We start from the raw sequence: 24,965 nt of genomic DNA on the forward strand, positions 1-24,965 counted from the left end.
CGCGACCCCCGTCCCCCGCGGCATGACGATCCCGGCGACGCCGGGCCGCCACGTCTACACCCAGGTCACCGACGTCCTGCGCGGCCGGATCGCGCCGCTGGCGCCGTCCCGGCCGGGGACCGCGGACGGGCCGCTGCGCTGTGCGCTGATCGTCCCCCACTTCGCGTTCGGCAGCGGCGGGCACCAGGTCGTCTTCCAGCTCGGGCATCAGCTCGAGCGGCTCGGGCACGTCGTCTCCTATTGGGTCCACGACCCGTTCGACGAGCGCCCGGACGCCACCGGCAACCAGCTGCGCGACGCGATCGTCAAGGCGTACGCGCCGATCAGCGGCCCGGTCTTCAGCGGGTTCGAGCACTGGACGGGGACGGACGTCGCGCTCGCCACCGGCTGGCAGACCGTCTACCCGATGATGGCGCTCGAGGGCTGCCGTGCCCGCGCGTACATCGTCAACGACCACGAGCCCGAGTTCTACCCGACGTCGCTCGAGTCGATCTTCGCCGCGCGCACCTACGAACTCGGCCTGCCGTGCATCGTCGGCGGCGGCCCGTGGCTGGCGAACCAGCTGCGGTCCCGGTACGGCGCGCCGATCGCGGCGACGTTCGACTATCCGGTCGCGCCGGAGTTCCGCTGGCGGGACGTCCCGCGCCGGGACGACACCCTCGTCGTCTACGGCCGCAACGTCACCCCCCGGCGCGCGGTCGGCCTCGCGCTGATCGCCCTCGAGGAGCTGAAGGCGCGGCGCCCCGAGCTGCGCGTCGTGCTGTTCGGCGACGAGGGTGCCGCCGCGCTGAACTTCGAGTACGAGCACCACGGCGCGATCAGCGCGGAGCGCCTGTCCCACGTCTACTCCGAGGCGACCGTCGGCATCGCGTTCTCGCTGACGCACGGCTCGCTCGTCCCGCACGACATGATGAGCTGCGGGCTGCCGGTCCTGGACCTGGAGGGCTACGGGACGGCGGCCGAGCACGCGGACTCGGGGCTGATCGAGCTGGCCCCGCTGGACCCGCTGGCCATGGCGGACGCGCTGGAGCGCCTGCTGGACGACCCGCAGCTGCGCGCGGCGCGTTCGCAGGCCGGGCGCGAGTACGTCGGCGCCCACAGCTGGCCGGCGAGCGCCGCCCGGGTCGAAGCCGGGCTGCGCGACATCCTGCGCGCGCGGGAACCCGCGCCGGGCGCCTGAAGCAGGCCCGCGGCCGCACCTGCCACGATGGGCGGCACATGATGCGCGGGGGTTCCTTTCAGCTGGCCAAGGTCTTCGGGATCCGGGTCGGGGCGACCCCCAGCTGGTTCTTCGTCCTCTTCTTCCTCATCTACTGGCTGACGGGGTACTTCGGCGACGTCCTGGACGGCTCCGACCAGCAGGCGTTCCTCTGCGCCGTCGTCGCCGCGCTGGTGTTCGAGGTCTCGCTGGTCCTGCACGAGCTCGGGCACGCGCTGCAGGCACGCCGGCACGGGATCGGGACGACCGGCATCGACCTGTGGTTCTTCGGCGGCGTCGCGAAGCTCGACCGCGAGCCGGACACGCCCGGCGAGGAGTTCAAGGTCGCGGCGGCCGGGCCGCTGGTCACCGCGCTCGTCGTCGGCGCCTGCCTGCTGGCCGCGGTGGCCGCCGGCAAGTTCGGGACGATCGGGGACACCGCCACGATCAGCCAGACGGACGCCACGCCGTTCAGCGCGGTGGTCGGGTTCCTCGCGGGCATCAACGTCCTGCTCCTGGGGTTCAACCTGATCCCCGCCTACCCGCTCGACGGCGGCCGGATCGCGCGGGCGATCGCCTGGCGCGCGACCGGCGACCGCAACCGCGGCACGCGCTTCTCCGGGCGCCTGGGCCTGGGCTTCGCGTACCTGCTGATGGGCGGCGGGGCGGTCCTGGTCGGCACCGGCGACACGGTCAACGGCGTCTGGTTCCTCGTCCTGGGGTTCTTCATGTCCCAGAGCGCGAAGGCGGCCGTGGTCAGCTCGAACGTCCGCGAGCGGCTGGAGGGCCTGACCGCCGAGGACCTGATGGCGCCCGACCCGCTGACGATGGGCCCGGAGACGACGGTGCTCGAGGCCCACGAGCGCTACTTCACCCCGCACCGCTCGCCGTTCTTCTGCGTGGTCGCGCCGGACGGGCGCTACCTCGGCACGCTCGCAGCCGACCGGGTCGCCGGCGCGCTGGCCGACGGCCAGCCGATCCTGCCCGTGCTCGAGCTGCTCGACGATCCCGACGGGGGCCGGGACGGCGCGCGGGTCGCCCCCGAGGTCGGCCTCGAGGAGCTGCTGCAGATCCCGGCGCTGCGCGACCTCGGTGCGGTGATGGTCGTGGACGCGTCGGACCGCCTCCGGGGCGTGGTCACGGCCGAGCAGGTCCGCCGCGCGCTGGCGGCGTCGGCCACGCGCTGACCTGACAGCCGGACCGCACGGACGTACGGGATCGACCCAGTTGTTCCGGCGCTTTGCGAGGTCTTGCTCGTGACGATGAAGTGAGCACTCTCGGAGGACGCGAAACAACCCCAACGACGGCGCGATCGGGACTCGCAGCCGTGCGGGCTTGCGGTTCCGCGGGCGGTCCTGGGTGGCAGCCGAGCGGGAGCGGGGCGTGTGCCCCGGACGCGTTGGAGGGTTTGGGGGGTCTGCCCCGCCGAATCCTCCGGGGAAGCACTGCCGCCCGGTGGCGCCCGGCACGAGCGAAGGGTTTGGGGGTATGCCCCGCCGAATCCTCCGAGGAGGCACTGCCGCCCGGCCGTGCCCCGGACGCGCGGAAGGTTCGGGGGGTATGCCCCGCTAAATCGTCCAAGGACCCGTGCCCTCCGCCACGCGTCCCGCCCGGCCAGCCGACCGCCCCACGCCCCGCACCCCAGACCCCGCAACCCCCCAGCGCCCACCGCCGTCTGCAGCCCGCAGTTCCCAAAGCCGCCACGACCGGGACAGTCCTCGGCGCCAGCGCCACCAACCCCCAACCACCAGACCCCCGGCGCCACTGGCCCCGGACTACCACAGCTCCGGGCGCGAGAGCCAGGGCGCTCACCAAAGGGGTGGGGAGACCCGCGCCCTGGGGTCGGTGTCCGCCGCGGCCCGCGTGCGCGATCTTCGGACCATGCCCGCACGCCGCTCCGTCCTGACCACCGCGCTGACCGCCGCCGCCCTCGCTGCCACGCCCGCCGCGGCCGGAGCGCGTGACCTGATCGTCACCCCGGCCGGCAGCTCCGCCGCCGGCACCCCGTGCACCGCCACGGCCCCCTGCGGGATCGGCCGGGCGTCCCTCGACGCCGCCGCCGGGGACACGATCCGCATCGGCGCCGGCGACTACGGCTCGCCCGCGACGCCGCTCGGCTTCGGGGTGGGGACGACGGCGGCCAACGTGACGTTCGTCGGCAGCGCCGGTGCCACGCTCTACCTCGACAACGTCGACCCGAACTCGTTCGAGCTGTTCCCGTCGCAGCGCCTGGAGGGCAACGGCATGCGGATCGTGTCCTCGGATTCGGCCGGCCTGATGCTCCACGACCGCGCTTTCGCCGAGCGGGTCAGGGTGGACAACCGCAGCCCGATCGCGGGGGCGACGGCCTGCCGTATCGACGGCGGCCCCGTGATCGGTGTCGTCACGCGGATCGTCAACGCCGAGTGCGTGACGTCGGGGACGGCCGCAGGGAACCGCGCGGTCGACGTGATCTCGCGGAACACCAACCAGCACTTCTTCCTCACCGGCGTGACTGCCGTGCTCGCGTCGTCCGCCGGGGCCGGGGTCCGGTTCGCGCGGACCGCCGAGGGCGTCACCGGCAGTTCGACGCTCGACATCGACCTGTCGATCGTGGATGTCCCCGACGTCCCGTTCGCGACCCACTCCCTGGATTCCGCCTCCGTCGACGCGCAGCGCACCGCGTGCATCACCGTCCGGTCGTCCGCCACGAGGAGCACCCGCAGCGCCGGGTGTGTCCCGACGATCGTCAACAGCGCGTCCGAGGTCGCGTCGTTCGTCGCCCGGCTCACCGATCACCACCAGCGCGCGGACTCGCTGCTCGTCGACCCATTCGGCGGGTCCGTCGTCGGGACGGTGCCCCCCGTCGACCTCGACGGCCTTCCGCGGGACCCGTCCAACCCGGACCCCGGCGCCTACGAGTACCGCGCACCGGCACCGGCACCCGCGCCAACCCCTGCCCCGACGCCGACCCCCACGCCGTCACCGAGCCCCACCCCCACTCCGACCCCGACCACCCCGACGCCTTCACCCACGACGCCTGACGCGCCCGCGCCCGGCCCGCAGCCGTCCCCGGCCCCGCTGCCCGTCCCCACCCCGCAGACACCGTTGCCCGCACCGACGCAGAAGCCCGCCCCCGTCAAGCGCTGCGTCGTCCCGAAGCTCGTCGGTCTCACGATCGCGAAGGCCACCGCGCGCCTGAAGGCGGCCGGGTGCGCCCGCGGCCTGATCACCCGCCAGGTGCTGACCGGTGGGGTCGTCCGCAGCCAGAAGATCAAGCCCGGCACCCGGCTCGTCGGCGGGGCGAAGGTCGCCATCACGGTCGCGAAGAAGAAGCGGGTGGCGGCCCGCGGGTAAGGGTCGCCTAACTCCTCTTCGCGACCCGAAAGCCGTCCAAAACGGTCGGTATTCGGGCGCGGAACGGCAACCCGAACCGGGCCGTGCGCCGTATAGAGTGCGACCCGAAAGCCGTCCGTCGCAGAGAGAGTCCACTTGCCTTCACATGACGTCCTGATCATCGGTGCTGGTCTCGCAGGCCAGCGCGCCGCCCTCGCCGCCGCCGAGACCGGCGTGTCCGTCGCGATCATGAGCAAGGTCCACCCGGTCCGCTCGCACTCGGTCGCCGCCGCCGGTGGCATCAACGCCGCCGTCTCGATCGACGACGACTGGCGCTCGCACGCCTACGACACCGTCAAGGGCTCCGACTTCCTCGGGGACCAGGACGCGATCGAGGTCATGTGCTCCGAGGCGCCCAAGGAGGTCATGCACCTCGAGCACATCGGTGTGACCTTCCACCGCAACGAGACCGGCCACCTCGACCTCCGCGCCTTCGGTGGCGCCTCGGTGAAGCGCACCGCGTACGTCGCCGACATCACCGGCCAGGCGATCCTCCACGTGCTCTACGAGCAGCTGATGAAGCACCACGAGACCGTGGACCGCTACGAGGAGTGGTTCACGACCTCCCTCATCCTCAACGCCGAGGGCACCTGCACCGGCTGCGTCGCGCGCCACATCCGCAGCGGCAAGATGGAGATCTTCACGGCGAAGAACGTCATCCTCGCCTCCGGCGGCGCGGGCCAGGTCTGGAAGCCCACGACCAACGCGCTCATCTGCACCGCGGACGGCATCGCCCAGGCCTACCGGGTCGGCGTGCCGCTGATGGACATGGAGATGATCCAGTACCACCCCACCACGCTGGTGGAGAACGGGTTCCTCATCACCGAGGGCGCCCGCGGCGAGGGCGCGCACCTGCTCAACAAGGACGGCGATCGCTTCATGGAGAAGTACGCGCCGAACAAGATGGAGCTCGCCTCGCGCGACGTCGTCTCCCGCGCCGAGCAGACCGAGATCAACGAGGGTCGCGGCGTCGGCGTGGACGGCGAGGGCATCTACCTCGACATCACCGTCGTCCCCAAGAAGCGCACGCTCGAGGCGCTCCGCGAGATCGTCAACATCGGCAAGGACTTCGCCGGCGTGGACATCACGAAGGAGCCGATCCTGATCCGGCCCGGCCAGCACTACATCATGGGCGGCGTCAAGACCGACATCGACGGCGCCACGCCCGTCTCCGGCCTCTACGCCGCGGGCGAGGTCGCCTGCGTCTCCGTCCACGGCGGCAACCGCCTCGGCGCGAACTCGCTGCTGGACACGCTGATCTTCGGCCGCCGCTCCGGCGAGCACGCCGCCGAGCGCGCGAAGCACATGGCGATGCCCGTCAACGACGAGGAGATCCTGCGCCGCGACGAGAAGATGATCGCGGAGATCATCTCGCGCCCGAAGGAGGGCCGGCGCGTCTCGGAGATCAAGGACGAGCTGGGCACGGTCATGAACCAGAAGCTCGCCGTCTACCGCGACGAGGCCGGCATGCTCGAGGCGAAGGAGGTCGTCGCCCGCCTGAAGGAGGAGGCGAAGACCGCCTACATCGACGACCGCGGCACGATCTTCAACCAGGACGTCCTGGGCGCCATCGAGCTCGGCTACATGCTCGACGCCGCCGAGACCTGCGTCCTCGCCGCGATCGAGCGCAAGGAGTCGCGCGGCGCGCAGTTCCGCACCGACTACCCGGAGCGCAACGACGAGGTGTGGCAGAAGCACATCAACACCACGATCGCCGACGTGACCGACCCGGACGCCCTGCCGGAGATCACCTACTCGCCCGTCACGATCACCCAGTGGCAGCCCGAAGAGCGCAAGTACTAGGAGCCTGATTCCTCATGGAACCCAAGAAGCCCCCGCAGGATTTCACCCTCCGCGTCCGCCGCTATGACCCGGAGTCGGGCGAGGCCCCGTACTGGGACGAGCACACGATCACCCTCGAGCCCCACCGCTCCGTGCTCGAGGGCCTGCTGCAGGCCAAGGGCCGGTTCGACGGCTCGATCGGCATCCGCTGCTCCTGCAAGGCCGCCATCTGCGGGTCGTGTGGCGTGCGCGTCAACGGCCAGCCCGGCCTCGCCTGCCACACGCACCTCGGTGCCGCGCTGAAGACGGCGAAGGACGGCGTCATCGACGTCGAGCCGATGGGCAACATGCCGGTCATCAAGGACCTGATCGTCGACATGGACGCGGTCCACTGGAAGAAGATCCAGCGCGTCACGCCGTGGCTGCTCACCGGCGAGCTGCCCGAGCGCGAGCACATCGTCCCCAAGGAGGCGATGGTCGACGTCACCCAGTCGATGGCCTGCATCCAATGCGGCGCCTGCGTCTCGGACTGCCTCTCGATGGAGGTCGACCCGCTCTTCATCGGCCCCGCCGCGCTCGCGAAGTCCTACCGCTTCGTCGGGGACCCGCGCGACACGCAGCAGGCCGAGCGCCTGAAGGACATCGCCGAGGATCCGCACGGCATGTACAGCTGCACGCACTGCTTCAAGTGCATCGAGGCGTGCCCCAAGGGCGTCGCGCCGATGTCGCAGATCATGCGCCTGCGCCGCCGCGCGACCGGCGATCACCACATCAAGGATCGCAACAACGGCTACAACCACGAGAAGGCGTTCGTCAAGAACATCAACAAGAACGGCCTGCTCCACGAGAACGACCTGCTGGCCGACTCGTTCGGCGGCAAGTTCAACCCGGCGTCGGGCCTGTTCCTGATGAAGTCGCTGCCGGTCATCAGCCGCGCGCTGCTGCGCCGCAAGGCGACGCTGAAGGTCGCGCTGCTGCACCCGCACAAGGCGCCCGCCGACGTGAAGCGGATCTTCGACGAGATCCACGCCAAGGACGAGCGCAACGAGTTCAACCTGTACATCTCGGGGACGGACGAGGACAACGCCCCCAACCAGCCCGACGAGGCGGACGGCCCCCAGGCCGGGCCGCTCGCCGGCAAGGAGAGTTCGGCAGCATGAAAAAGGTCGCTTACTGGCCCGGCTGCGTCAGCCGTGGCTTCACCCCCGAGCTGCACGGCTCGATGGCCAAGGTCGCGCCGCTGCTGGACCTCGAGCTCATCACGCTCGACCGCGCCTGCTGCTCCGGCGCCGGCGTCATGGCCGAGCACAACCAGGAGCTCGCCGACACGCTGAACGCGCGCACCTTCGCGATGGCCCAGCAGGAGATCCGCAACGGCGCGGACCTCATGATGAACATCTGCTCGACCTGCCAGGGCGCGCACAGCGAGAGCCAGGAGCGCCTGGACGCGAGCGAGATCTACCGGGCCCAGGTCAACGAGACGCTGAAGCCCGACGGTCTGGAGTACACGGCCGGCATCTCGAACAAGAACTTCCTCTGGCTGCTCGTCGAGGAGATCGGGCTCGACGTCCTGAAGTCGAAGGTCAAGCGCCCGCTGACGGATCTGAAGGTCGGCCCGTTCTACGGCTGCTACATCGTGCGTCCGACCTCCCGGCTGGACATCGACGACGAGCATCCGCGCGACACGTACCTGCCGCTCGTCATCGAGGCCCTCGGCGGCACCGTGATCGACTACGCCGGCTCGCACAAGTGCTGCGGCTTCCCCATCATCACGATGAACACCGAGGCCTCGCTGAAGCAGGCCGGCATGCACCTGGGCGACGCCAAGGACGCCGACGCGGACTGCCTCGTCACGCCGTGCCCGCTCTGCCACCTGAACCTCGACATGCAGCAGCCGCTGGCCAACAAGGTCGTCGGCCGCAAGCTCGACATGCCCGTGCTGCACCTCCCGCAGCTGGTCGGCCTCGCCCTGGGCCTCACGCCCAAGGAGCTCGGCCTGTCGCTGCACGTGGTCAAGCCGACGTCGGTCGTCGACTGGACCACGTCCGTCGTCGGCTCTGTCGGGGCCGGCTCCTCCGGTTGGTAGACGAGCCGTCGCGGCCGCCCGCCGGAGCTGCGCCGCAGCAGGTCGCCGACCTGCTGCGGACGTTCAGCGGTGGTGCCGCGACCGGGCGTCGCCGGCGGCGTCCCCGTGAGGACGCGCCGGACACGATCGTTCCGCTGCTCGTCGAGCCCGACGAGACGCCGCTGGACCCCTCGCGGATCGAGGCTGCCCGTGCGCGGCTGAAGGAGCAGGCTGCTGCTGCTGTCGCAACTGCCGCCGCCGAGCCGGCAGCCGGAGCGCAGGCGGTCGACCCGGCCGCCTTCGACGCTGCGCGCTCGCGCCTGCGCACGCGCCGATCGCGGCCGTCGTCCCCGCCCCAGCCCTGAGAACGGCGAAAGCCGCCGCGCCCAAGGAAGGCGCGACGGCGGTCGACGGGGCTGGGTCCTGCGGTCGGGCGACTAGCTCGCCAGCGCTGTGATGTAGAACGCGTGGGCCTCGGCAGCGCCGGCCTGGTTGCCGGTGCGGACGAACACGTGCTCGTTGTCGTTGGTCCCGGCCACCGCGCAGGCGACGTGCTCGACGGTCGGAGCGCCGCAGATCTCGACGACGGGGTTGGCCCGCGGGTCGGTGTCGCCCGACAGGTAGGCCGCCGTCGCGATCAGGCCACTGTTGGTCAGCGAGCTGTTGAAGTCGACGTAGTACCCCGAGCCGAAGGCCTGGACGGTGATGCCGCCGCTCTGACGCAGGACCGTGCCGTCCGCCTTCACGAGCGCCCACTTCGCGCCGGGGCCGGGGGTGCCGGGGGTGCCGGCATCGCCCTTGTCCCCCTTGTCGCCCTTCGAGCCGGGATCGCCCTTGTCACCCTTGTCGCCCTTGGCGGCGGCGGTTCCGGGAATTCCCGGGTCGCCCTTGTCGCCCTTGGCGCCCGGGGCCCCGTCCGCGCCCTTGGCGCCGGCCGGCAGCTGGCCGGCCTTGAAGTCGGCCTTGAGCAGCGAGCCGTTCTTGATGTCGGCCGAGGCGACCGAGTTGTTGGCGATGTCGATCGACTTGACCGTGCCGTTCTTGATGTTCTGGCCGGTGACGGACACCGCGGCGTACGAGGTGCCGCCCATGGCGCAGACGAGGGCGATGGTGGCGGTGACGTAGCGACCGTTGCTGAAGAGGCGGGGCATGATGGTTCTCCTGAGGGGTTGAGTGCTGCTTTCTGATCACACAACCGGCCCCGATGCACGGACTTACGCGCCGCTGCGAAATTTCTTCCGCAAGGTCGTGAAGAACGACGAAAGCCGCCGCGCCCAGGGGAGGCGCGACGGCTGTCGACGGCGATGCGTGGGTCCTGCGGTCAGACGGTCAGCCCTGCACCTGCATGGTCGAAAGGACCGCGTCGTCCAGCGAGAGCGTCGCGCCGCTGACCATCGCGACCTCGACGGTCACCACGTGGGCCCCGGGAGCGAGGTTGCCGCTGAAGCGCTGCATCGAGTGAGCCTCCCACGACGAGCTGCTCTCGGTACCGCCGTCCGTCGAGTCGAACGCGAAGTTCGTGCCGACGACCGGGCTCAGCTCCGCCCCGTCCACGAGGATCCGAGCGCTGCACCAGCCGGCGCCCGAGCACGCGGACTCGGCCGAGAGGGTCGCGAGCAGACGGCGCGGGGCACCGGCCGGCACGACGATGTTCTGCGTCAGCTCGGGCACGGCCGCGAAGGCAGCGTTGTTGTAGGTGTCGACGCCGGGCTTCGACGACAGGCCGGTGTTCGGGACCGCGTCCGAGCCCGGGGCGCCGTCGAAGCCATTCGTACCGGGGGTACCCGGGTCGCCCTTGTCGCCCTTGTCCCCCTTGTCGCCCTTGTCGCCCTTGGCGGCAGCGGTGCCCGGGATGCCCTGGTCGCCCTTGTCCCCCTTGTCGCCCTTCGCGCCGGCGGCGCCCGGGGCACCAGCCGCACCATTGGCGCCCTTGGCGCCCGCCGGCAGCTGGCCGGCCTTGAAGTCGGCCTTGAGCAGCGAGCCGTTCTTCACGTCGGCCGAGGCGACCGAGTTGTTGGCGATGTCGATCGACTTGACCGTGCCGTTCTTGATGTTCAGGCCCGAGACGCTCACGGCGGCGTAGGACGTGCCGCCCATGGCGGCGACGAGGGCGAGGGTGGCGGTGACGTTGGCGTAGCGGCCGTTGCTGAAGATGCGGGGCATGGTGTTTCTCCTGGTGGTCGAGTGCTGCTTTCTGATCACCCAACCGGCCCCGTGTCGCGGACTTACGCGCCGCCGCGAAATTTCTTCAGAAAGTTTTCAGCGGCGCGATGCGACGCCCGCGGCGAGGTCGCCCAGTGCCTCCGCGGCGGCCGCCGCCGCGAGGTAGACCATGCGCGCGTCCGGGTCCCGCGTGATGTCCGCCCTGCGCTGCTCGGTGGCGGCGAGCGCGTACAGGCCGCTCGGCCCCAGGCTCGCCATCCGCTCCCGCACCGGCTGAGCCTGGTGCACGAGGCGGCCCTCGACCTCGCGCAGTTCGAAGAGCGTGCGTTCCAGGTCCATGCTGACTCCGTCCGTGAAGTGGTGGTCCGTTAAATGCGGAAGGAGGGACCCGTTCCCGCGGGCCCCTCCTTCCTGTCCCCAACCCTGCTGCGTACCCCTAAGTCCGCCCGAGGGAAGTCTGTGCTGCTGGTGTCGCGCTTCCTTGCAGCGACAAGAGGAAGGATCGCGCAGCGGGGCCGGCGTGTCGTCCCCCGGGGCGGGTGATCTTCGGGTGAGCCGCCGGGTGAACTGCGGGTGAGAGGGCCCTCACCCTTTTCGGGAGGCCTGCCGATAGGACGAGAGTGCAGCCCCGGCGCCCGATCACCGTCGTCCTGTCCCGTTTCGAGGACCTGGTGGCCCGTGGCCTGCGCGCGTTCGTCGAGGACGACGGGGCGCTGAACCTCTCGGCGGCCGACGTCGATGCCGCCGATCTGGACCGTACCCTGACCGACATCAGGCCCAGCGTGGCGCTGCTGAACTTCGGCTCGTTACGCTCGGCCGCCGACCTGCATCGCCTCAGCACCACCCATCCCACGACCCGGTTCCTCGTGCTCGCCAACCATCCCACCCTCGCCGAGGCCAACCAGCTGCTCGCGTTCGGCGCCAGCGCCTGCCTGAGCAAGGAGACCCAGGCCCGCGACATCCTGAGCGCGATCCACCTCGCGCACCGCGGGCTGCAGGTGCTCCCGCGCACGGACGCGTCCGGCGACGGCACGGCACCCGGGGCCGGTGCCGGGGCTGCGCACCATGCCGGCGAGACCAGCGGCCCCGAGCTGCTCACGCCGCGCGAGGCCGACGTCCTGGGTCTCCTTCAGGCGGGCGAGTCCAACGCCGAGATCGCGCGTTCGCTCCACGTCGGCGTCGAGACGGTCCGCACGCACCGCCGCAACATCTACCGCAAGCTCGGCGTCCGCACGCGTCGCGAGCTCGCGACGCTCGCCATCAGGCGCAGCGCATGACCCGGCGCGGATCGCAGTTCCAGCCCGCCCGCGTCCTGCTCGTCGAAGACAACATCGCCGACGTCCGCCTGACCGTGGAACTGCTGCGCGAGGCGCGGCTCGCCAACCGGCTGAAGGTGGTTCCGAGCGGGTCGGAAGCCCTCGACCTGCTGATGAGCGCCGGCACCCACGACGACGCGCCGCCGCTGCCGGACCTGATGCTGCTGGACCTCGACCTGCCGGGCATGGACGGTCGCCGGCTCCTGGCCCGGATCCGCGCCGAACCGCGGCTGAAGCACATCCCGGTCTTCGTCCTGACCGCGTCGGCCACCCACCGGCAGATGGTGCAGGAGGAGGGCCTGGACGCGGACGGGTACCTCGAGAAGCCGATCGACCTGGACGCGTTCGTGCACCTCGTGACGCACCACGACCGCTTCTGGCTCGAGCTGGTCTGCACGCCGAGCGGCCAGTCCTGACCGAGTCCCGTCAGGGGGCGACCGGGGCCGGCCGCGGCCGCGTCCCCACGCGACTGGTCCTGACCGTCGTCCCCGGCGGGGTGGCGATGCGCAGCAGGCGCGCACCCGCTGCGTCGTCGGGCAGGGTCTCGTAGCGCGTGACCACGACCGAGAACACGGTTCGCACCTGGCTGGGGGGGCGCCCGGACGTCGCCGGCAGACCGGCGACGTTCGTGATCTGCACCTGGACCGGGGCGAACGTGTCCGGATCCACGTCGTAGACGATGCGCTGACGGCGGTCGGCAGCAGTCGACGAGGTGACGACGAGCCGACGCACGTCTCGGCCGCGGACCCGCAGCTCGCCGCCGTCCCGAACACGTCCGCCAGCGAGGAGGCGCTGCAGGCCGGCGGCGGGGTCCGGCCCGGGGATGTCGACCAGGGCCGGCGGGCGCGCCGTCGCTCCGGCCTCGGAGTAGCCGCTGCGGACCTCGAGCCGCGCGTCCGCTGCGGTGTAGGTGCGCAGGACCCCGCGGGCGTAGCTGCGCTCGAAGACGTTACCCGGGTCGCGAACGCCGGCGCTGCGCTCGCGCCAGCGCCGGGGGCGATCGACCGCGATCCAGCGCTCGTTGCGCGTCCCTCCCTCGATCGTCCGCACGCCCGGCGGACCGAGCCGGCCGTAGGCGACGAGGTGCAGGATCTTCCCGCGGGGCGCGAGCGCCGCCCGGGCCTCGGCGACGACGTCCAGGCGCTCCCCCGCCGCGCCGCCGCCGATCGCCAGCACGATGGCCGTCGCGGCGCCCGCCAGGGTGAGCGTCCCGCCGACGCCGAGGACCCAGCGACGCCGGGCACGCGGCGGCGGGCCGGTGGCCGCCGACCGCAGGCGGCCACCGAAGTCGTCCAGGTAGCGGTCGTACTCGTCGTCCGGGGTCATGGCGTCCTCGCCGCGTCGATGGTCGGTGCGTCCAGCAGGTCGGCCAGCGCCGCGAGGCCGCGTGAGACACGGGCGCGGGCGGCCGGCTCGGCAATGCCCAACCGCCCGGCGACGACCGGGTAGGGCAGCTCGTCGACGACGCGCAGGGCGACGGCGCCGCGGATGCCGGGAGAGAGCTGGGCCAGAGCTGCGGCCAGCGCGCTGCGGAGCTCGTCCAGCCCGGCACGCCGCGCGATCTCCGCGAGGACCTCGGGCCCGGCGGGCGCCCGCTCGAGCTTCAGCCGGCCGAGCGCCCGCTGCTCGATGCGTCCCCGCCGGTAGTACTGCGCCAGCTGCCGGCGGGCGATGCCGTAGAGCCAGCCGGCGGCCTCGGCGTCCGTGGTCCCGCGGTAGCGCCGTCGGCCGGCGACGGCCTCGGCGAACGTCTCCGCCCAGAGGTCGAGCGCGATCTCCGGGTCCGCCGTTCGGCGGGCCAGGAAGACCAGCAGCTCGTCGCGGTGGCGGGCGTAGAGGGCGTCGACCTCGAGGGACATCGACCCCACAGTTGCACGGGCCTCCCGGCTGTGACACGGCCCGGCGACAGGTTCGGCGGGGCGTGTCCGCCGACCCTGCCAGCCACGACGTCAGGCGGCGGGGGTCCCCGCGCCGAGCAGCCCGCGCTCGTGCAGGATCTCCGCGAGCTGCACCGTGTTCAGCGCGGCGCCCTTCAGCAGGTTGTCGCCGACGACGAACAGGTTCAGCGTCTTGGCGTCCTGCAGGTCGGGGCGGATGCGGCCAACGGCGATCTCGTCCTTGCCCGCGTACTTCACGGGCGTCGGGAGGTCGTCCAGGACGACGCCGGGGAAGTCCTCCAGCGCCGCACGGGCGGCGGCCAGCTCGGGCTCGCGCTCGAAGGTCGCGCGGACCTGGATCGAGTGCCCGACCATGACCGGGACGCGCACGCACGTGGGCGTGACCATCAGCTCGGGCAGCGCGAGGATCTTGCGCGACTCGGAGACCATCTTCATCTCCTCGTCGCTGTAGCCGTCGCCGGCCTCGCTGCCGAGCCACGGGACCACGTTGAACGCCAGCGGCGCCGCGTGGATGTCGTGGGTCGCCGCGTCCAGGACGGACGCGCCGTCGGTGACCAGGCGCTCGCGCTGCGCGAGGAAGCCCGGCGTCTGCTCGGCCAGCTCGTCCATGCCCGACTGCCCGGCGCCGCCGGCGGCCTGGTAGCTGGTCGCGACGAACGACTGCAGGCCGAACGCGTCGTGCAGCGCCTTGAGCGGCAGCATGATCGCCATCGTGGTGCAGTTCGGGTTGGCGACGATCCCGCGCGGGGTGTTCGCCAGCTCGTCCGGGTTGACCTCGGCGACGACGAGCGGCACGTCGTCGTCCTTGCGGAAGGCCGACGAGTTGTCGACGACGATCGCGCCGGCGGCCGCGAACTTCGGCGCCCATTCGCGGGAGATCGAGCCACCCGCGGAGAAGATCGCCACGTCGAAGCCCTGGATGGTGTCGTCGGCGATGCCTCGGACCGTCATGCCGTTCGGCAGCACCTTGCCTGCGCTGCGCGAGCTCGCGAACGGCACGATCTCGCTCGCCGGGAAGTCCCGCTTGGCCAGCAGGTCGAGCATCGTGGTGCCGACGGCACCGGTGGCGCCGACGACGGCGACGCGGACGGGATCAGGGCTCATGCGGGGGTGGCCTCGCTGGGGGTTGCGGGAGCGGACAGGTCGAAGGCGGCGTGGAGCGCGCGCACGGCGTCCGGGACGTCGTCGCCGGGCACCACGCAGGAGATGCGGATCGGCGACGTGGAGATCATGTGGATGTTGATGCCGGCGTCGCCCAGGGTCCCGAAGACCTTCGCCGCGACGCCCGGGTGGAACTTCATCCCGGCGCCCACGATGGAGACCTTGCCCATCGTCTCGTCGGTCACGAGCTCGGTGCCGAACTCCATCGCGATCGGGTGCAGGGCGCCCACGGCGGTGTGCATGTCCTCGCGGGTGACGGTGAACGAGACCTCGGCCTGGGTGTCGGTCGTCGCCGGCTCGTTCTGGATGATCATGTCGACGCCGACGTTGGCGTCCGCCAGGGCGGTGGTCACCCGGCCGGCGATGCCCGGGGTGTTCGGCAGGCCGATCAGCGAGACGCGCGCCTCGCCGGTGGAGTGCGTCACGGCGGTGATGACGGGCGTCTGGGTGGTGTCGGCCTCGCTCAGGACGACGGTCCCCTCGCTGTCGTCGAAGGACGAGCGGCAGTGGATCCGGACGCCGTGGTTGCGCGCGTACTCGACGCTGCGCAGCTGCAGGACGCCCGCGCCGGACGCGGACATCTCGAGCATCTCGTCGAAGCTGACGACGTCGAGCTTGCGCGCCAGCGGCACGATCCGCGGGTCGGCGTTGAAGACGCCCGCGACGTCGGTGTAGATCTCGCAGACGTCCGCGTCGATCGCCGCTGCCAGCGCGACCGCGGTGGTGTCCGAGCCGCCCCGGCCGAGCGTCGTGACGTCCTTCGCGGTCGACACGCCCTGGAAGCCGGCGACGAGCACGATGTTGCCCTCGTCGAGCGCCTTGAAGATGCGCAGGCTCGGGTTGACCTCCAGGATCCGCGCCTTCGTGTGCGAGGTGTCCGTGACGATGCCCGCCTGCGAGCCCGTCAGCGACATGACCTTGTGGCCCATGTCGTGGATCGCCATCGCGGCCAGGGCGCACGACACGCGCTCCCCGGTCGACAGCAGCATGTCCATCTCGCGCGGGTGCGGCGCCGGGGACACCTCGAACGCGTCGGCGATCAGGCGATCGGTCTCCTTGCCGCGGGCGCTGAGGACGGCCACGACCCGGAAGCCCGCCTCGCGCTTGGCCACGATGCGGGCGGCGGCGCGCTTGATGCGGACGGCGTCGGCGACGGAGGTCCCGCCGAACTTCATGACAACGGTGCCGGACATGGACGCTAGAGAATACGAGGCTTCGCCCGCGGGCCTCGGCCCGGGGACGGTCACCCGCCGGGCCGCTGCCCCGGACTCCCCCTCGCGGCGGGTTTGAGTCCGCCTTCGGAGTCCGCGGCGGCGCTATCGGCACACCGGCGCCCCCGGATCTTGGATGATCGCGCGGTGGTCCCCCATGTCCGCCGCCGAGTCGCGGCTCTCGCCCTGCTCCTGCTCGTCACCGTCGGCATCATCGGGGTGGCGATCGTCGGTACAGGCAGCGGCGACGACACCCCGGACGTGCCGGAGGGCGGCTCGTCCTTCGCGGTAGGCGACCGCAAGACCGAGAACCTCTCGCTGCTCGACGCGCTGGCCCCGCTGCTCGCGGCCGGAACCCCGACGGCGACGTCCGGCGCGACCCCGACCGGCGGGTCCGCCAAGCAGCCCGAGCGGCCGAGGTCCGCGGGCGCCCCGGTCACCGCGCAGGAGGTGGCGCAGCTCTTCATGGTCGGGTTCCGGGGCCGCGGGCCGGACAACGCGTTCTTCGACCGGCTGGCGCTGCGGCGCTGGGGGGCGGTCATCCTGGACGGCTCGAACTACGCGGACGAACTGCAGTTCACGGCGCTCGCGTCGCAGGCCGTCAGCACCCTCCAGGGCGCAGGATCCGCGGCGCCGCTCGTCGTCGCCGACCAGGGCGGGGGCGACGACAACACGCTGCCCGGCGTCGGGCCGGCGGCGCAGCCCAGCATCGGCTCACGCGCCGAGGGCCGCGCCGAAGCGCTCCGGGCCGGCCGGCAGCTGCGCCGCCTCGGGGTGCGGATGGTCGTCGCCCCGAGCGCCGACATCGGGCACGTCGGCGCCGCCTGGGACGGGCGCGCGTTCAGCGACGACGTCGCGGCGGTGCGCCGGCGGGCCGGCGGGGCGGTCCGGGGCTGGCGGACGGCAGGGCTCGCGCCCGCGGTCGGGCACTTCCCCGGTGAGGGCGGCGCCTCGCAGGACCCGGCCGACGGGCCGGCCACGGTCGGATTCAGCCTGCCCGAGCTGAAGGGCGGTGACCTGAAGGCGTTCGGCAACGGCCTGCTGCCGCTGGCGCCGGCACTCGTCGTCTCCAATGCGCTGTACGCCGCGTACGACGGCGTGACCCCGGCGACGCTGCTGCCCGAGGTGCCGGCCCTGGCGCGCAGGATGGGCTTCCGCGGCGTCGTCGTCTCGGGCAACCTGGCGGTGACGGTCCTGGCGACCGGCGGGACGATCGCGGACGCCGCCGTGGACGCCCTGAAGGCCGGCTGCGATCTGCTCTGGATCCCCGGTGACGCCGGCGACCAGGAGGCGGCCTACCGGGCCGTCGTGCGCGCGGTCCGGACGGGCGCGATCCCGCGCAAGCGGGTGCGGAGCGCGCTGGCCCACGTGACGGCGCTCAAGCGCAAGTACGCGGCGGCGGGGACCTGAGGCTGACGGGCGATGCGGACCGGGCGGCCGCACGCGGGGCTGGGCGGCCGACGCGGGGTGGGGCGGCCGAACGAAAGAGTTGCTCTGTCAACCGTTTCGTACGGCGGGTCGTCGGGTCGCCGGGTGGCAGCCGAACGAACGGGTTGCTCTGTCAACCGCTTCGTACGGCGGGTTGTCCGGTCAGGCGACGGCCGGGCGGGTGCCCAGGAACGCCAGGGCCAGCGCCAGGACGTCCTCCGCGATCGCGATGTCGCGGTCCGGGCGGCCCGTCGTGCGCACGAGCCACTGGCGGGTGTGCTGGCCGCCGTAGGCCGCGACGACCGCGACCGCGGCCCCGACCAGCGCGCCCTGAGCACCCGCACGGCGGAAGCTCAGCAGCCCGCCGGACAGCGCCCGGGCCAGGAGCGGCGGCGGGTCCGTGCGCGGGGGCGTGAACGGCAGCTTGTCGCCGACGAGCTCACCGGCGGCCAGCGCCGGCAGCACCTTGGCGGCGGGCCCGTCCCCGAACCCGCCCCGCAGCGCGGTGACGCCGAGCGGCGCGAAGCCACGCAGCCCGGCGGCGACGCCGATCAGGAGGGCGGCACGGAGGTCAGCGTCGTCGGGTGCGGGCATGCGGGCCAGCGTACCCCGGTGAGGACCGGGCAACCGCCGGTCAGAGCGCGCGGCGACCCGTGAGGGCCTTGCCCAGCGTGACCTCGTCGGCGTACTCGAGGTCCGACCCCACGGGCAGCCCCGACGCGAGCCGCGTGACCGTGACCTGCGGGGCGCGCTCGCGGAGGACCGAGGCGATGTGGAGCGCGGTCGCCTCGCCGGTGGTCGTCGGGTTGGTGGCGACCACCACCTCGCTGATGGCCGGGTCGGTCGCGGTCACCCGCGCGTACAGCTCGCTGAGCTTGAGGTCCTCGGGGTCGATGCCGTCGATCGGGGACAGGGCACCGCCCAGCACGTGGTAGCGGCCGCGGTACTCGTGGGTGCGCTCGATCGGGGAGATGTCCCCCGGCTCCTCGATGACGCAGATCAGCGTGGTGTCGCGGCGCTCGTCCTGGCAGATGCGGCAGCGCGGCTCGTCGGCGAGGTTGAAGCAGACCTCGCACAGGCGGATCTTCTCCTTGACCTCGCGGATCGCGTCGGCGAGCGCCGTCGCGTCCTCGAGGTCCGCGCGCAGGATGTGGAACGCAAGTCGCTGCGCCGTCCGCTGCCCGATGCCCGGCAGCTTGCCGAGCTCGGTGATCAGGCGCTGGACGGGCGGGGCGTGCACTAGTGGCCCTCCACTAGAAGCCCGGCAGGCCCATGCCGCCGAGGCCGCCCGCGAGCGGCTGCATCTTCTTCGCGGCGTGGTCCTGGGCGGACTGCAGGCCCTGCTGCACGGCGGCGAGGACGAGGTCGGACAGCATCTCCGGATCCTCCGGATCGATGACCTCGGGGTCGATGGTGATGCTCCGGACCTGCAGGTCGCCGGTGACGACGACCGTCACCATCCCGCCGCCGGCGGTCGCGGTGACCTCTTCGTTCTTGAGCTCCTCCTGGGCCTTCAGCATGTCCGCCTGCATCTTCTGGACCTGCTTCATCATCTGGTTCATGTTCGGCTGGGGCATGCGGGGCTCCGGGTTAGTCGGGGACGATCTCTTCGGCGTCGAACTCGTGCTTCAGGCGGTCGACCCAGTCGTCGGGGGACGCGGGCTGCTGGTCGGCGGACGGTGAGTCCGCCTGCAGCTCGGCGAGGTCGTGCAGCTCGATCGTCGGGCGGGCCGCGAGGCCGGTGACGACACGGATCGCCTCGCCGAGCTTCTCGCGGTTGGCCGCCTGATCGGCGATCTTGAACTGGAAGGAGTGGGACTTGTCGAGGGCGACGGTGACCTCGCGTCCGGCCACCGCGATCGGCATCGCGTCGCGCAGCAGCACGGCGAGCTGGTTGTTCGCGGTCGCCATCTGGTCGCAGATCGCGGGCCAGACCTCGGCGAGGTCGACGAGCGCGATGTCCTCCGACGGCACGGGGGCCGGCGGCAGGTCGTGGAGGTCGGCCTCCGGGACGGACGCCGTGGCCGGAACCGTGTTCGCCGGGGCGGGCGGTTCCGGGCTGTGCGCCGGCGCGGCGGGGACGGGAACCGCCGGCGCGGCGGGGGTCAGGCTCGCCGGGGACGCGGGGCCGGGCGGAGAGGTGTCGGCGGCGGACGGAGGGGTCGGGGGTGCGGCCGGTGCGGTGGCAGCGGCGGACGGGGCAGCGGCGGGGGCAGTGGGAGCCGCCGGGGTCGGGGCGGCCGCCGGGACCGGGGCGGCCAGGGCCGGGGCGGCAACCGGGGTCGGTGCGGCCGGGGTCGGTGCGGCCGCCGGGGTCGGTGCGGCCGCCGGGGTCGGCGCCGGCCGTGGCGGACCCTCCGCCAGGGACCGCTCGATCCGCTCCAGGCGGACCATCAGCGCCTTCGCGGACGGGTCGACCTGCGGCGCCGCGGCCTTCACCAGCGCGAGCTCCATCTGCGTCCGGGCGTCCGCGCCGTCCTTCATCGCGCGCAGGGCGTTCGCGAGGAGGTCGATCAGCCGGACCACGTCGGTCGCAGGGACGCGGCCGGCCTGCTCGGCCAGGCGCGTGTCGCGGTCGGGGGTCACGGCGATCTCGGCCGGGACCGAGCCCAGCATCTGGACGAGCATCAGCTCGCGGGCATGGCCCTCGAGGTCGCGGACGAACTGCGACACGTCACGGCCCGTCTGCGCCAGCGCAGCCGCCGCGTGCAGGGCGGCGCGGGCGTCGTGCGCGCCGATCGCGTCCAGAGCCCCGAAGAGCAGGTCCGCGTCCGCCACGCCCAGCACCGCGAGGACGTCGTCGACCGCGATCCGCGTCCCGTCGGCGCCCATGTCGGACGTCCCGGCGTAGGTGACGAGCTGCTCGAGCGTGCCGAGCGCATCGCGGAAGGAGCCCGTGGCGTGCCGCGCCAGCAGGGCGACCGCGTCCGGCGGGATGTCGATCGCCTCACGGCCCGCGACCCGCTGCAGCACCGCGGCGAGTTGCTCGACGGTGGGGCGCGTGAAGTCGAAGCGGTGGCAGCGGTCGACGACCGTCGGAAGGACCTTGTTCGCCTCGGTCGTCGCCAGCACGAAGATCGTCGACGGCGGCGGCTCCTCAAGCGTCTTGAGGAACGCGTTCCACGCCTGCGTGGTCAGCATGTGCGCCTCGTCGAGGATGTACACCTTGTACTTCCCGCTGACCGGGGCGAAGGAGACCGACTCGCGCAGCTCGCGGATGTCGTCGACCGAGTTGTTCGACGCCGCGTCCATCTCGATGACGTCCATCGACTGCGCGTTCTGGATGGCGACGCACGCCTCGCAAACCCCGCACGGCTCGATCGTCGGCCCGTTCACGCAGTTCAGGCACGAGGCGAGGATCTTCGCCATCGACGTCTTGCCGGTCCCCCGGGAGCCCACGAACAGGTAGGCGTGGTGCAGCTTGTCCTGGCCCACGGCGTTGCGCAGGGTGCGCACGACGTGCTCCTGGCCGACGACGTCGGCGAAGGTGCGGGGGCGGTGGCGGCGGTACAGGGACGGGGCGGTCGACACGGAGCTTCGGCAGTCTGGCACAACCACCGGCGAGCCCTGAGCGGTAGAGCGCCGGTACCCTGCTGCCCAGATGCGGCGCCCTGCGATCCTCGGGGCCCTGGCGACGATCGTCGGGGTGACCCTGCTCCTGCGCCTCGTCTACGGCGAGCCGTTCCTGAACTACGACGCGTCGTACTCCCTGCTGTGGGCGCACGACATCGCGCACGGGCGGACCCCGGACTACCAGGGCTTCATCGCGCCGACGCCCCACCCGCTGCAGACCTTCGTCAGCCTGCTGGCACTGCCGCTCGGGGACGCGACCACGACCGTCCTCGCGTGGATCGTCATGGTCTGCTTCGGCGGCATCGTCTACGTCACCTACCGCCTCGGGCGCGAGCTCTTCAGCGTCCCGGTCGGCGCGCTGGCGGCGATCGTGGTCCTGACCCGGCCGGCGTTCGGGCGCAACGCCGAGTTCGCCTACCAGGACATCCCGTTCGCCCTGTTCGTCGCGTGGGCACTGCTGCTGGAGGTCCGCAGCCCGCGGCGGGGCGCGCCCGTCCTGGTCCTGCTCACGCTCGCCGGGCTGCTCCGGCCGGAGGCGTGGGTCCTGGCCGCGGCCTACTGGCTGTGGCTCGTCTGGGGACGCGGGACCGACGCCGACCGGCGCGCCGTCCGCGAGTCCCTCCCTGGCCTGCGTCGTCCTGGCGCGGCGAGCCTGCGCGCGGTCCTCGGCGGCGGCGCCCGCGTCGTCCGCGGCATCCCCAGGGCCGACCGGCCGCAGCTGCTGGGCCTGGCGGTCCTCGGCGCGTCCGGCGGGATCCTGTGGGCGATCAGCGACGCCGCGATCACCGGCGACTTCCTGCACTCCTTCCACGGGACGAGCGACCTCGCGGAGCAACTCGGCCGGCCGCGGTCGCCCGCCGAGGCCCCGTTCCGGACGGCGAAGTTCCTCGGCTTCACCCTGCGCGAGCCGCTGATCGTCGGCGTCCCGGTCGGCTGCGTCTTCGTGGCGCTGCTGGCGCGGCGCGGATTGATCCTGATCGGCGTCGCGGCGGCGATGGTCGCCTTCTTCCTGCTGAGCACGATCGGCGGGCTGCCGCTGATCGCGCGCTACGTCCTGACGCCGAGCCTCTTCCTGGCGATCGTCTACGCCTCCGGCTGCCTGGGCTGGATGCAGCTGCCGGCCGGCTCACGGGAGCGGCGTATCTGGCAGCGCGTCGGTCTCGCCACGCTGGCGCTGTCGGTGCTGTTCCTGCCCAAGCACGTCGACCTGGTCGACGAGGTCCGCACGAAGGTCACGAACTCGCGCGAGATCCAGACCGACCTGAAGGACATCGCGGACTCGTCCGTCGTCCGGCAGCACCTGGACCGGTGCGGGCACCGCCTGACGACCTACGATCACCCCGAGGTCCCGCCGCTGCGGTACTACCTCGGCACGGCACCGGGCTCGGTCCGCGACCGGCACGAGAAGGAGTACCCGGTCGCCCAGCTGCTGCTGATGCCGGTCGACGAGAGCGTCGAGCGGCGTTACTACCAGGGCGTCCCGCCGCTCGTGGTCCCCCGTGGGTACCGCGAGGTCTTCCGCAGCACGTACTGGCGGCTGATGGCGTCCCCGGATTGTCCGGCCACGCGTGTCGTCTTCGAGGAGCGGTGACCGGCGCTACTTGACAGCCAGGTGTGAGTGAGTGCATACTCACACCTGTCGCATGGTCCCGCCCACCGCCACCACCCGGACGCTGTCCACCGCCGAGGAGCGCCGCGAGGCGGTCATCGAGGCGGGCATGAAGGTCATGGCCGAGCGCGGGATCCACGGGACGCCGACCCTTGAGGTCGCCAAGGCCGCCGGCATCTCGCAGGCCTACCTGTTCCGCCTCTACCCGACCAAGGCCGACCTGGCGATCGCCGTCGTCCGGCGCTGCAACGAGCGCATCCACGCGACCTTCACCGCCGCAGCCGCCCAGGCCAAAGCCGCCGGGGCGACAGGTGAGGATGTGCTCCACGCCATGGGCGAGTCCTACGGCGAGCTCATCCAGGACCGCACCCTGCTCCTCCTGCAGCTGCACTGCCACGCCGCCGCACCGAGCGAGCCCGCGATCCAGGCGGCCATGCAGGACGGCTTCCGCAACCTCTACGCGCTCATCAAGGCCGAAGCCGGCGCGGACGACGAGGAGATCTCGCAGTTCTTCGCCACGGGCATGTTGATCAACACCCTGGCCGCGATGGGGGCCTACGAGCTCGACGAGCCGTGGGCCCAGAAGCTGTGCCTGATGCCGAAGTCCGACGATCCCGCCTGACGCAGGACGGCGCCGCCAGGCGCCCCTTTTTTTGCCCTCTCAGTGAGTGACTGCTCACACTCTTACCCCAGACCGCAAAGGACCCCGATGACCTCCCCCGCTCCACCGACCCAGAAGTCCCGCCCCGGCTGGACGCTCGCGATCGTCTCGGTCGCGCTCTTCATGACCGCCCTGGACAACCTCGTCGTCGGCGTCGCGCTGCCGTCGATCCGCACCGACCTCGGTGGTTCGCTCGAGTCCCTCGAGTGGACCGTCAACGCGTACACGCTCTCGTTCGCGGTGCTGCTCATCACCGGCGCCGCGCTCGGCGACCGGTTCGGCCGCAAGCGCATGTTCACCCTGGGACTAGGGCTGTTCACGCTCTCCAGCGCCGCCGCGGCGCTCGCACCGACCGTCGACGCGCTGATCGCCGCGCGGGCGGTCCAGGGCGCCGGCGCGGCGATGGTGACTCCCCTGACCCTCACGCTGCTGGCCGCGGCGTTCCCCGGCGAGCGCCGCGGGCTCGCGCTCGGCGTCTGGGCCGGCGTCAGCGGCCTCGGCGTCGCGCTCGGCCCGTTCGTCGGCGGGGCGGTCGTCGAGGGCATCTCGTGGCACTGGATCTTCTGGCTGAACGTGCCGACCGGCCTGATCGCGATCCCGCTCGCCGTGCGGTACCTCACCGAGTCCCACGGCCCTGAGGCGAAGCTCGACCTCCCCGGCCTCGGCCTGATTGCCGCAGGGCTCTTCGGGATCACGTTCGGCATCGTCCGCGGGCAGCCGCTCGGCTGGACGAGCGCCACCGTCCTGACGTCGCTCGTCGGCGGCGTCCTGCTCCTGGCCGCGTTCCTGGCCTGGGAGCACCGGACCAGCGCCCCGATGCTGCCGCTGCGGTTCTTCCGCTCACGTGGCTTCTCGGCGAGCAGCGGCGTCGCGTTCGCGATGTTCTTCGGCGTCTTCGGGTCGATCTTCCTGCTCTCGCAGTTCTTCCAGAGCGCCCAGGGCTACAGCCCCTTCGAGGCGGGTCTGCGCACGCTGCCGTGGACCGGGATGCCGATGATCGTCGCGCCGATCGCCGGCATGCTGAGCGACCGGATCGGCTCGCGGCCGCTGATGGCCACGGGTCTCGCGCTGCAGGCCGGCGCGATCACATGGCTCTCGCAGGTCGCGAGCGTCGACGTCGCCTACGGGTCGCTCGTCGTCCCGTTCATCATGGGCGGGACCGGCATGGCGCTCGTGTTCGCACCGTCCGCCAACGCGATCCTCGCGTCGGTGAAGCCGGAGGAGGCCGGTCAGGCCTCCGGGGCGAACAACGCCATCCGAGAGCTCGGCGGCGTCATGGGCGTCGCCGTCCTGGCGAGTGTCTTCAGCGCGCGCGGCGGCTACACGAGCCCGCAGGCGTTCGTCGACGGGATGAACGCGGCGCTGCCGTACGGCGCCGCGGTGCTGGTCCTCGGCGCGCTCGTCGCGCTGCTGGTCCCGGGCCGCGACACCGCAGCGCCCGCCCCGGCGCGGCCGACGCCCGAGGAGGCGCGGGTCCCCGTCCCGGCCTGACCGCGCACGCCAGCTTCCGTGTGCCCGCCCGCCC

General features: G+C 72.3%; 24 protein-coding genes. 13 read left to right on the forward strand and 11 right to left on the reverse strand.

Annotated elements, in window-relative coordinates; genetic code table 11:
* Positions 1–22 precede the first annotated feature (22 nt).
* The 7 genes from DSM112329_RS21965 (at position 23) to DSM112329_RS21995 (ending at position 8,785) form a co-directional block, all read left to right on the forward strand.
* Positions 23–1,180, forward strand: a complete 1,158-nt coding sequence (locus DSM112329_RS21965) for a glycosyltransferase family 4 protein (protein ID WP_354698695.1) — start codon at positions 23–25, stop codon at positions 1,178–1,180.
* 38 nt (positions 1,181–1,218) lie between these two features.
* Entirely contained in the window at positions 1,219–2,385 is a 1,167-nt protein-coding gene (locus DSM112329_RS21970; protein WP_354698696.1) for a site-2 protease family protein, read from the forward strand.
* 694 nt (positions 2,386–3,079) lie between these two features.
* Positions 3,080–4,534, forward strand: coding sequence for a PASTA domain-containing protein (locus tag DSM112329_RS21975; RefSeq protein ID WP_354698697.1), 1,455 nt, complete (start codon positions 3,080–3,082; stop codon positions 4,532–4,534).
* Between the two features lie 135 nt (positions 4,535–4,669).
* Positions 4,670–6,376: an FAD-binding protein gene (locus DSM112329_RS21980; protein ID WP_354698698.1), complete on the forward strand. Its 1,707-nt coding sequence runs from the start codon at positions 4,670–4,672 to the stop codon at positions 6,374–6,376.
* Between the two features lie 14 nt (positions 6,377–6,390).
* A complete protein-coding gene (locus tag DSM112329_RS21985) occupies positions 6,391–7,515 on the forward strand; it encodes a succinate dehydrogenase/fumarate reductase iron-sulfur subunit (protein WP_354698699.1) in 1,125 nt (374 codons plus the stop codon).
* Positions 7,512–8,441: a CoB--CoM heterodisulfide reductase iron-sulfur subunit B family protein gene (locus DSM112329_RS21990; protein ID WP_354698700.1), complete on the forward strand. Its 930-nt coding sequence runs from the start codon at positions 7,512–7,514 to the stop codon at positions 8,439–8,441. The genes DSM112329_RS21985 and DSM112329_RS21990 overlap by 4 nt, the downstream gene beginning before the upstream one ends.
* A complete protein-coding gene (locus tag DSM112329_RS21995; protein ID WP_354698701.1) occupies positions 8,435–8,785 on the forward strand; it encodes a hypothetical protein in 351 nt (116 codons plus the stop codon). The genes DSM112329_RS21990 and DSM112329_RS21995 overlap by 7 nt, the downstream gene beginning before the upstream one ends.
* 72 nt (positions 8,786–8,857) lie before the next feature.
* Here DSM112329_RS21995 and DSM112329_RS22000 read toward each other — a convergent pair whose 3' ends face one another.
* From DSM112329_RS22000 to DSM112329_RS22010, 3 genes are all read right to left on the reverse strand, one after another.
* Positions 8,858–9,571, reverse strand: coding sequence for a collagen-like protein (locus tag DSM112329_RS22000; protein ID WP_354698702.1), 714 nt, complete (start codon positions 9,569–9,571; stop codon positions 8,858–8,860).
* Positions 9,572–9,749: 178 nt separating this feature from the next.
* A complete protein-coding gene (locus tag DSM112329_RS22005) occupies positions 9,750–10,583 on the reverse strand; it encodes a hypothetical protein (protein WP_354698703.1) in 834 nt (277 codons plus the stop codon).
* Positions 10,584–10,679: 96 nt separating this feature from the next.
* Positions 10,680–10,922 (reverse strand): hypothetical protein, encoded by a 243-nt coding sequence (locus tag DSM112329_RS22010; protein WP_354698704.1) that lies wholly within the window; start codon positions 10,920–10,922, stop codon positions 10,680–10,682.
* A gap of 281 nt (positions 10,923–11,203) precedes the next feature.
* Here DSM112329_RS22010 and DSM112329_RS22015 point away from each other — a divergent pair, with 281 nt between their 5' ends.
* Positions 11,204–11,860: a response regulator transcription factor gene (locus DSM112329_RS22015; RefSeq protein ID WP_354698705.1), complete on the forward strand. Its 657-nt coding sequence runs from the start codon at positions 11,204–11,206 to the stop codon at positions 11,858–11,860.
* Positions 11,857–12,315: a response regulator gene (locus tag DSM112329_RS22020; protein ID WP_354698706.1), complete on the forward strand. Its 459-nt coding sequence runs from the start codon at positions 11,857–11,859 to the stop codon at positions 12,313–12,315. Before DSM112329_RS22015 ends, DSM112329_RS22020 begins: the two co-directional genes overlap by 4 nt.
* Positions 12,316–12,325: 10 nt before the next feature.
* On the opposite strand, the gene DSM112329_RS22025 is transcribed toward DSM112329_RS22020, so the two are convergent.
* The 4 genes from DSM112329_RS22025 to DSM112329_RS22040 form a co-directional block, all read right to left on the reverse strand.
* Positions 12,326–13,225 (reverse strand): hypothetical protein, encoded by a 900-nt coding sequence (locus DSM112329_RS22025; RefSeq protein WP_354698707.1) that lies wholly within the window; start codon positions 13,223–13,225, stop codon positions 12,326–12,328.
* Positions 13,222–13,758, reverse strand: coding sequence for an RNA polymerase sigma factor (locus DSM112329_RS22030; RefSeq protein WP_354698708.1), 537 nt, complete (start codon positions 13,756–13,758; stop codon positions 13,222–13,224). The genes DSM112329_RS22025 and DSM112329_RS22030 overlap by 4 nt, the downstream gene beginning before the upstream one ends.
* A gap of 90 nt (positions 13,759–13,848) precedes the next feature.
* Positions 13,849–14,901, reverse strand: coding sequence for an aspartate-semialdehyde dehydrogenase (locus tag DSM112329_RS22035; protein ID WP_354698709.1), 1,053 nt, complete (start codon positions 14,899–14,901; stop codon positions 13,849–13,851).
* Complete coding sequence (locus DSM112329_RS22040; RefSeq protein ID WP_354698710.1) at positions 14,898–16,151, reverse strand: aspartate kinase; 1,254 nt, start codon at positions 16,149–16,151, stop codon at positions 14,898–14,900. The genes DSM112329_RS22035 and DSM112329_RS22040 overlap by 4 nt, the downstream gene beginning before the upstream one ends.
* Positions 16,152–16,316: 165 nt before the next feature.
* On the opposite strand from DSM112329_RS22040, the gene DSM112329_RS22045 reads away from it, so the two are divergent.
* Positions 16,317–17,579 (forward strand): glycoside hydrolase family 3 N-terminal domain-containing protein, encoded by a 1,263-nt coding sequence (locus DSM112329_RS22045; RefSeq protein ID WP_354698711.1) that lies wholly within the window; start codon positions 16,317–16,319, stop codon positions 17,577–17,579.
* A gap of 180 nt (positions 17,580–17,759) precedes the next feature.
* Here the strand turns inward: DSM112329_RS22045 and DSM112329_RS22050 are convergent, their stop codons facing one another.
* Genes DSM112329_RS22050 through dnaX form a run of 4 tightly spaced genes read right to left on the reverse strand, consistent with a single transcriptional unit; the run spans position 17,760 to position 21,128 of the window.
* A complete protein-coding gene (locus DSM112329_RS22050) occupies positions 17,760–18,191 on the reverse strand; it encodes a hypothetical protein (RefSeq protein ID WP_354698712.1) in 432 nt (143 codons plus the stop codon).
* Positions 18,192–18,231: 40 nt separating this feature from the next.
* Entirely contained in the window at positions 18,232–18,837 is a 606-nt protein-coding gene (gene recR / locus DSM112329_RS22055) for a recombination mediator RecR (RefSeq protein ID WP_354698713.1), read from the reverse strand.
* A gap of 13 nt (positions 18,838–18,850) precedes the next feature.
* Positions 18,851–19,159, reverse strand: coding sequence for a YbaB/EbfC family nucleoid-associated protein (locus DSM112329_RS22060; protein ID WP_354702519.1), 309 nt, complete (start codon positions 19,157–19,159; stop codon positions 18,851–18,853).
* Between the two features lie 28 nt (positions 19,160–19,187).
* Positions 19,188–21,128: a DNA polymerase III subunit gamma/tau gene (dnaX, locus tag DSM112329_RS22065; RefSeq protein ID WP_354698714.1), complete on the reverse strand. Its 1,941-nt coding sequence runs from the start codon at positions 21,126–21,128 to the stop codon at positions 19,188–19,190.
* 70 nt (positions 21,129–21,198) lie between these two features.
* Here dnaX and DSM112329_RS22070 point away from each other — a divergent pair, with 70 nt between their 5' ends.
* The 3 genes from DSM112329_RS22070 (at position 21,199) to DSM112329_RS22080 (ending at position 24,931) form a co-directional block, all read left to right on the forward strand.
* Entirely contained in the window at positions 21,199–22,761 is a 1,563-nt protein-coding gene (locus DSM112329_RS22070; protein WP_354698715.1) for a glycosyltransferase family 39 protein, read from the forward strand.
* Positions 22,762–22,813: 52 nt separating this feature from the next.
* Positions 22,814–23,401: a TetR/AcrR family transcriptional regulator gene (locus tag DSM112329_RS22075; protein ID WP_354698716.1), complete on the forward strand. Its 588-nt coding sequence runs from the start codon at positions 22,814–22,816 to the stop codon at positions 23,399–23,401.
* 87 nt (positions 23,402–23,488) lie between these two features.
* Positions 23,489–24,931: an MFS transporter gene (locus DSM112329_RS22080; protein ID WP_354698717.1), complete on the forward strand. Its 1,443-nt coding sequence runs from the start codon at positions 23,489–23,491 to the stop codon at positions 24,929–24,931.
* Positions 24,932–24,965: the final 34 nt, after the last annotated feature.

It is taken from the genome of Paraconexibacter sp. AEG42_29, assembly GCF_040581415.1.
In the GTDB taxonomy this organism is placed as follows: Bacteria; Actinomycetota; Thermoleophilia; order Solirubrobacterales; family Solirubrobacteraceae; genus Paraconexibacter.

Bases quoted from the DNA above. Each gene is read 5' to 3' on its own strand.
- DSM112329_RS21965 (WP_354698695.1), top strand. From the start codon at position 23: ATGACGATCCCGGCGACGCCGGGCCGCCACGTCTACACCCAGGTCACC.
- DSM112329_RS21970 (WP_354698696.1), top strand. From the start codon at position 1,219: ATGATGCGCGGGGGTTCCTTTCAGCTGGCCAAGGTCTTCGGGATCCGG.
- DSM112329_RS21975 (WP_354698697.1), top strand. From the start codon at position 3,080: ATGCCCGCACGCCGCTCCGTCCTGACCACCGCGCTGACCGCCGCCGCC.
- DSM112329_RS21985 (WP_354698699.1), top strand. From the start codon at position 6,391: ATGGAACCCAAGAAGCCCCCGCAGGATTTCACCCTCCGCGTCCGCCGC.
- DSM112329_RS21990 (WP_354698700.1), top strand. From the start codon at position 7,512: ATGAAAAAGGTCGCTTACTGGCCCGGCTGCGTCAGCCGTGGCTTCACC.
- DSM112329_RS22000 (WP_354698702.1), bottom strand. From the start codon at position 9,571: ATGCCCCGCCTCTTCAGCAACGGTCGCTACGTCACCGCCACCATCGCC.
- DSM112329_RS22005 (WP_354698703.1), bottom strand. From the start codon at position 10,583: ATGCCCCGCATCTTCAGCAACGGCCGCTACGCCAACGTCACCGCCACC.
- DSM112329_RS22010 (WP_354698704.1), bottom strand. From the start codon at position 10,922: ATGGACCTGGAACGCACGCTCTTCGAACTGCGCGAGGTCGAGGGCCGC.
- DSM112329_RS22020 (WP_354698706.1), top strand. From the start codon at position 11,857: ATGACCCGGCGCGGATCGCAGTTCCAGCCCGCCCGCGTCCTGCTCGTC.
- DSM112329_RS22025 (WP_354698707.1), bottom strand. From the start codon at position 13,225: ATGACCCCGGACGACGAGTACGACCGCTACCTGGACGACTTCGGTGGC.
- DSM112329_RS22030 (WP_354698708.1), bottom strand. From the start codon at position 13,758: ATGTCCCTCGAGGTCGACGCCCTCTACGCCCGCCACCGCGACGAGCTG.
- DSM112329_RS22035 (WP_354698709.1), bottom strand. From the start codon at position 14,901: ATGAGCCCTGATCCCGTCCGCGTCGCCGTCGTCGGCGCCACCGGTGCC.
- DSM112329_RS22040 (WP_354698710.1), bottom strand. From the start codon at position 16,151: ATGTCCGGCACCGTTGTCATGAAGTTCGGCGGGACCTCCGTCGCCGAC.
- DSM112329_RS22050 (WP_354698712.1), bottom strand. From the start codon at position 18,191: ATGCCCGCACCCGACGACGCTGACCTCCGTGCCGCCCTCCTGATCGGC.
- DSM112329_RS22060 (WP_354702519.1), bottom strand. From the start codon at position 19,159: ATGAACCAGATGATGAAGCAGGTCCAGAAGATGCAGGCGGACATGCTG.
- DSM112329_RS22070 (WP_354698715.1), top strand. From the start codon at position 21,199: ATGCGGCGCCCTGCGATCCTCGGGGCCCTGGCGACGATCGTCGGGGTG.
- DSM112329_RS22075 (WP_354698716.1), top strand. From the start codon at position 22,814: ATGGTCCCGCCCACCGCCACCACCCGGACGCTGTCCACCGCCGAGGAG.
- DSM112329_RS22080 (WP_354698717.1), top strand. From the start codon at position 23,489: ATGACCTCCCCCGCTCCACCGACCCAGAAGTCCCGCCCCGGCTGGACG.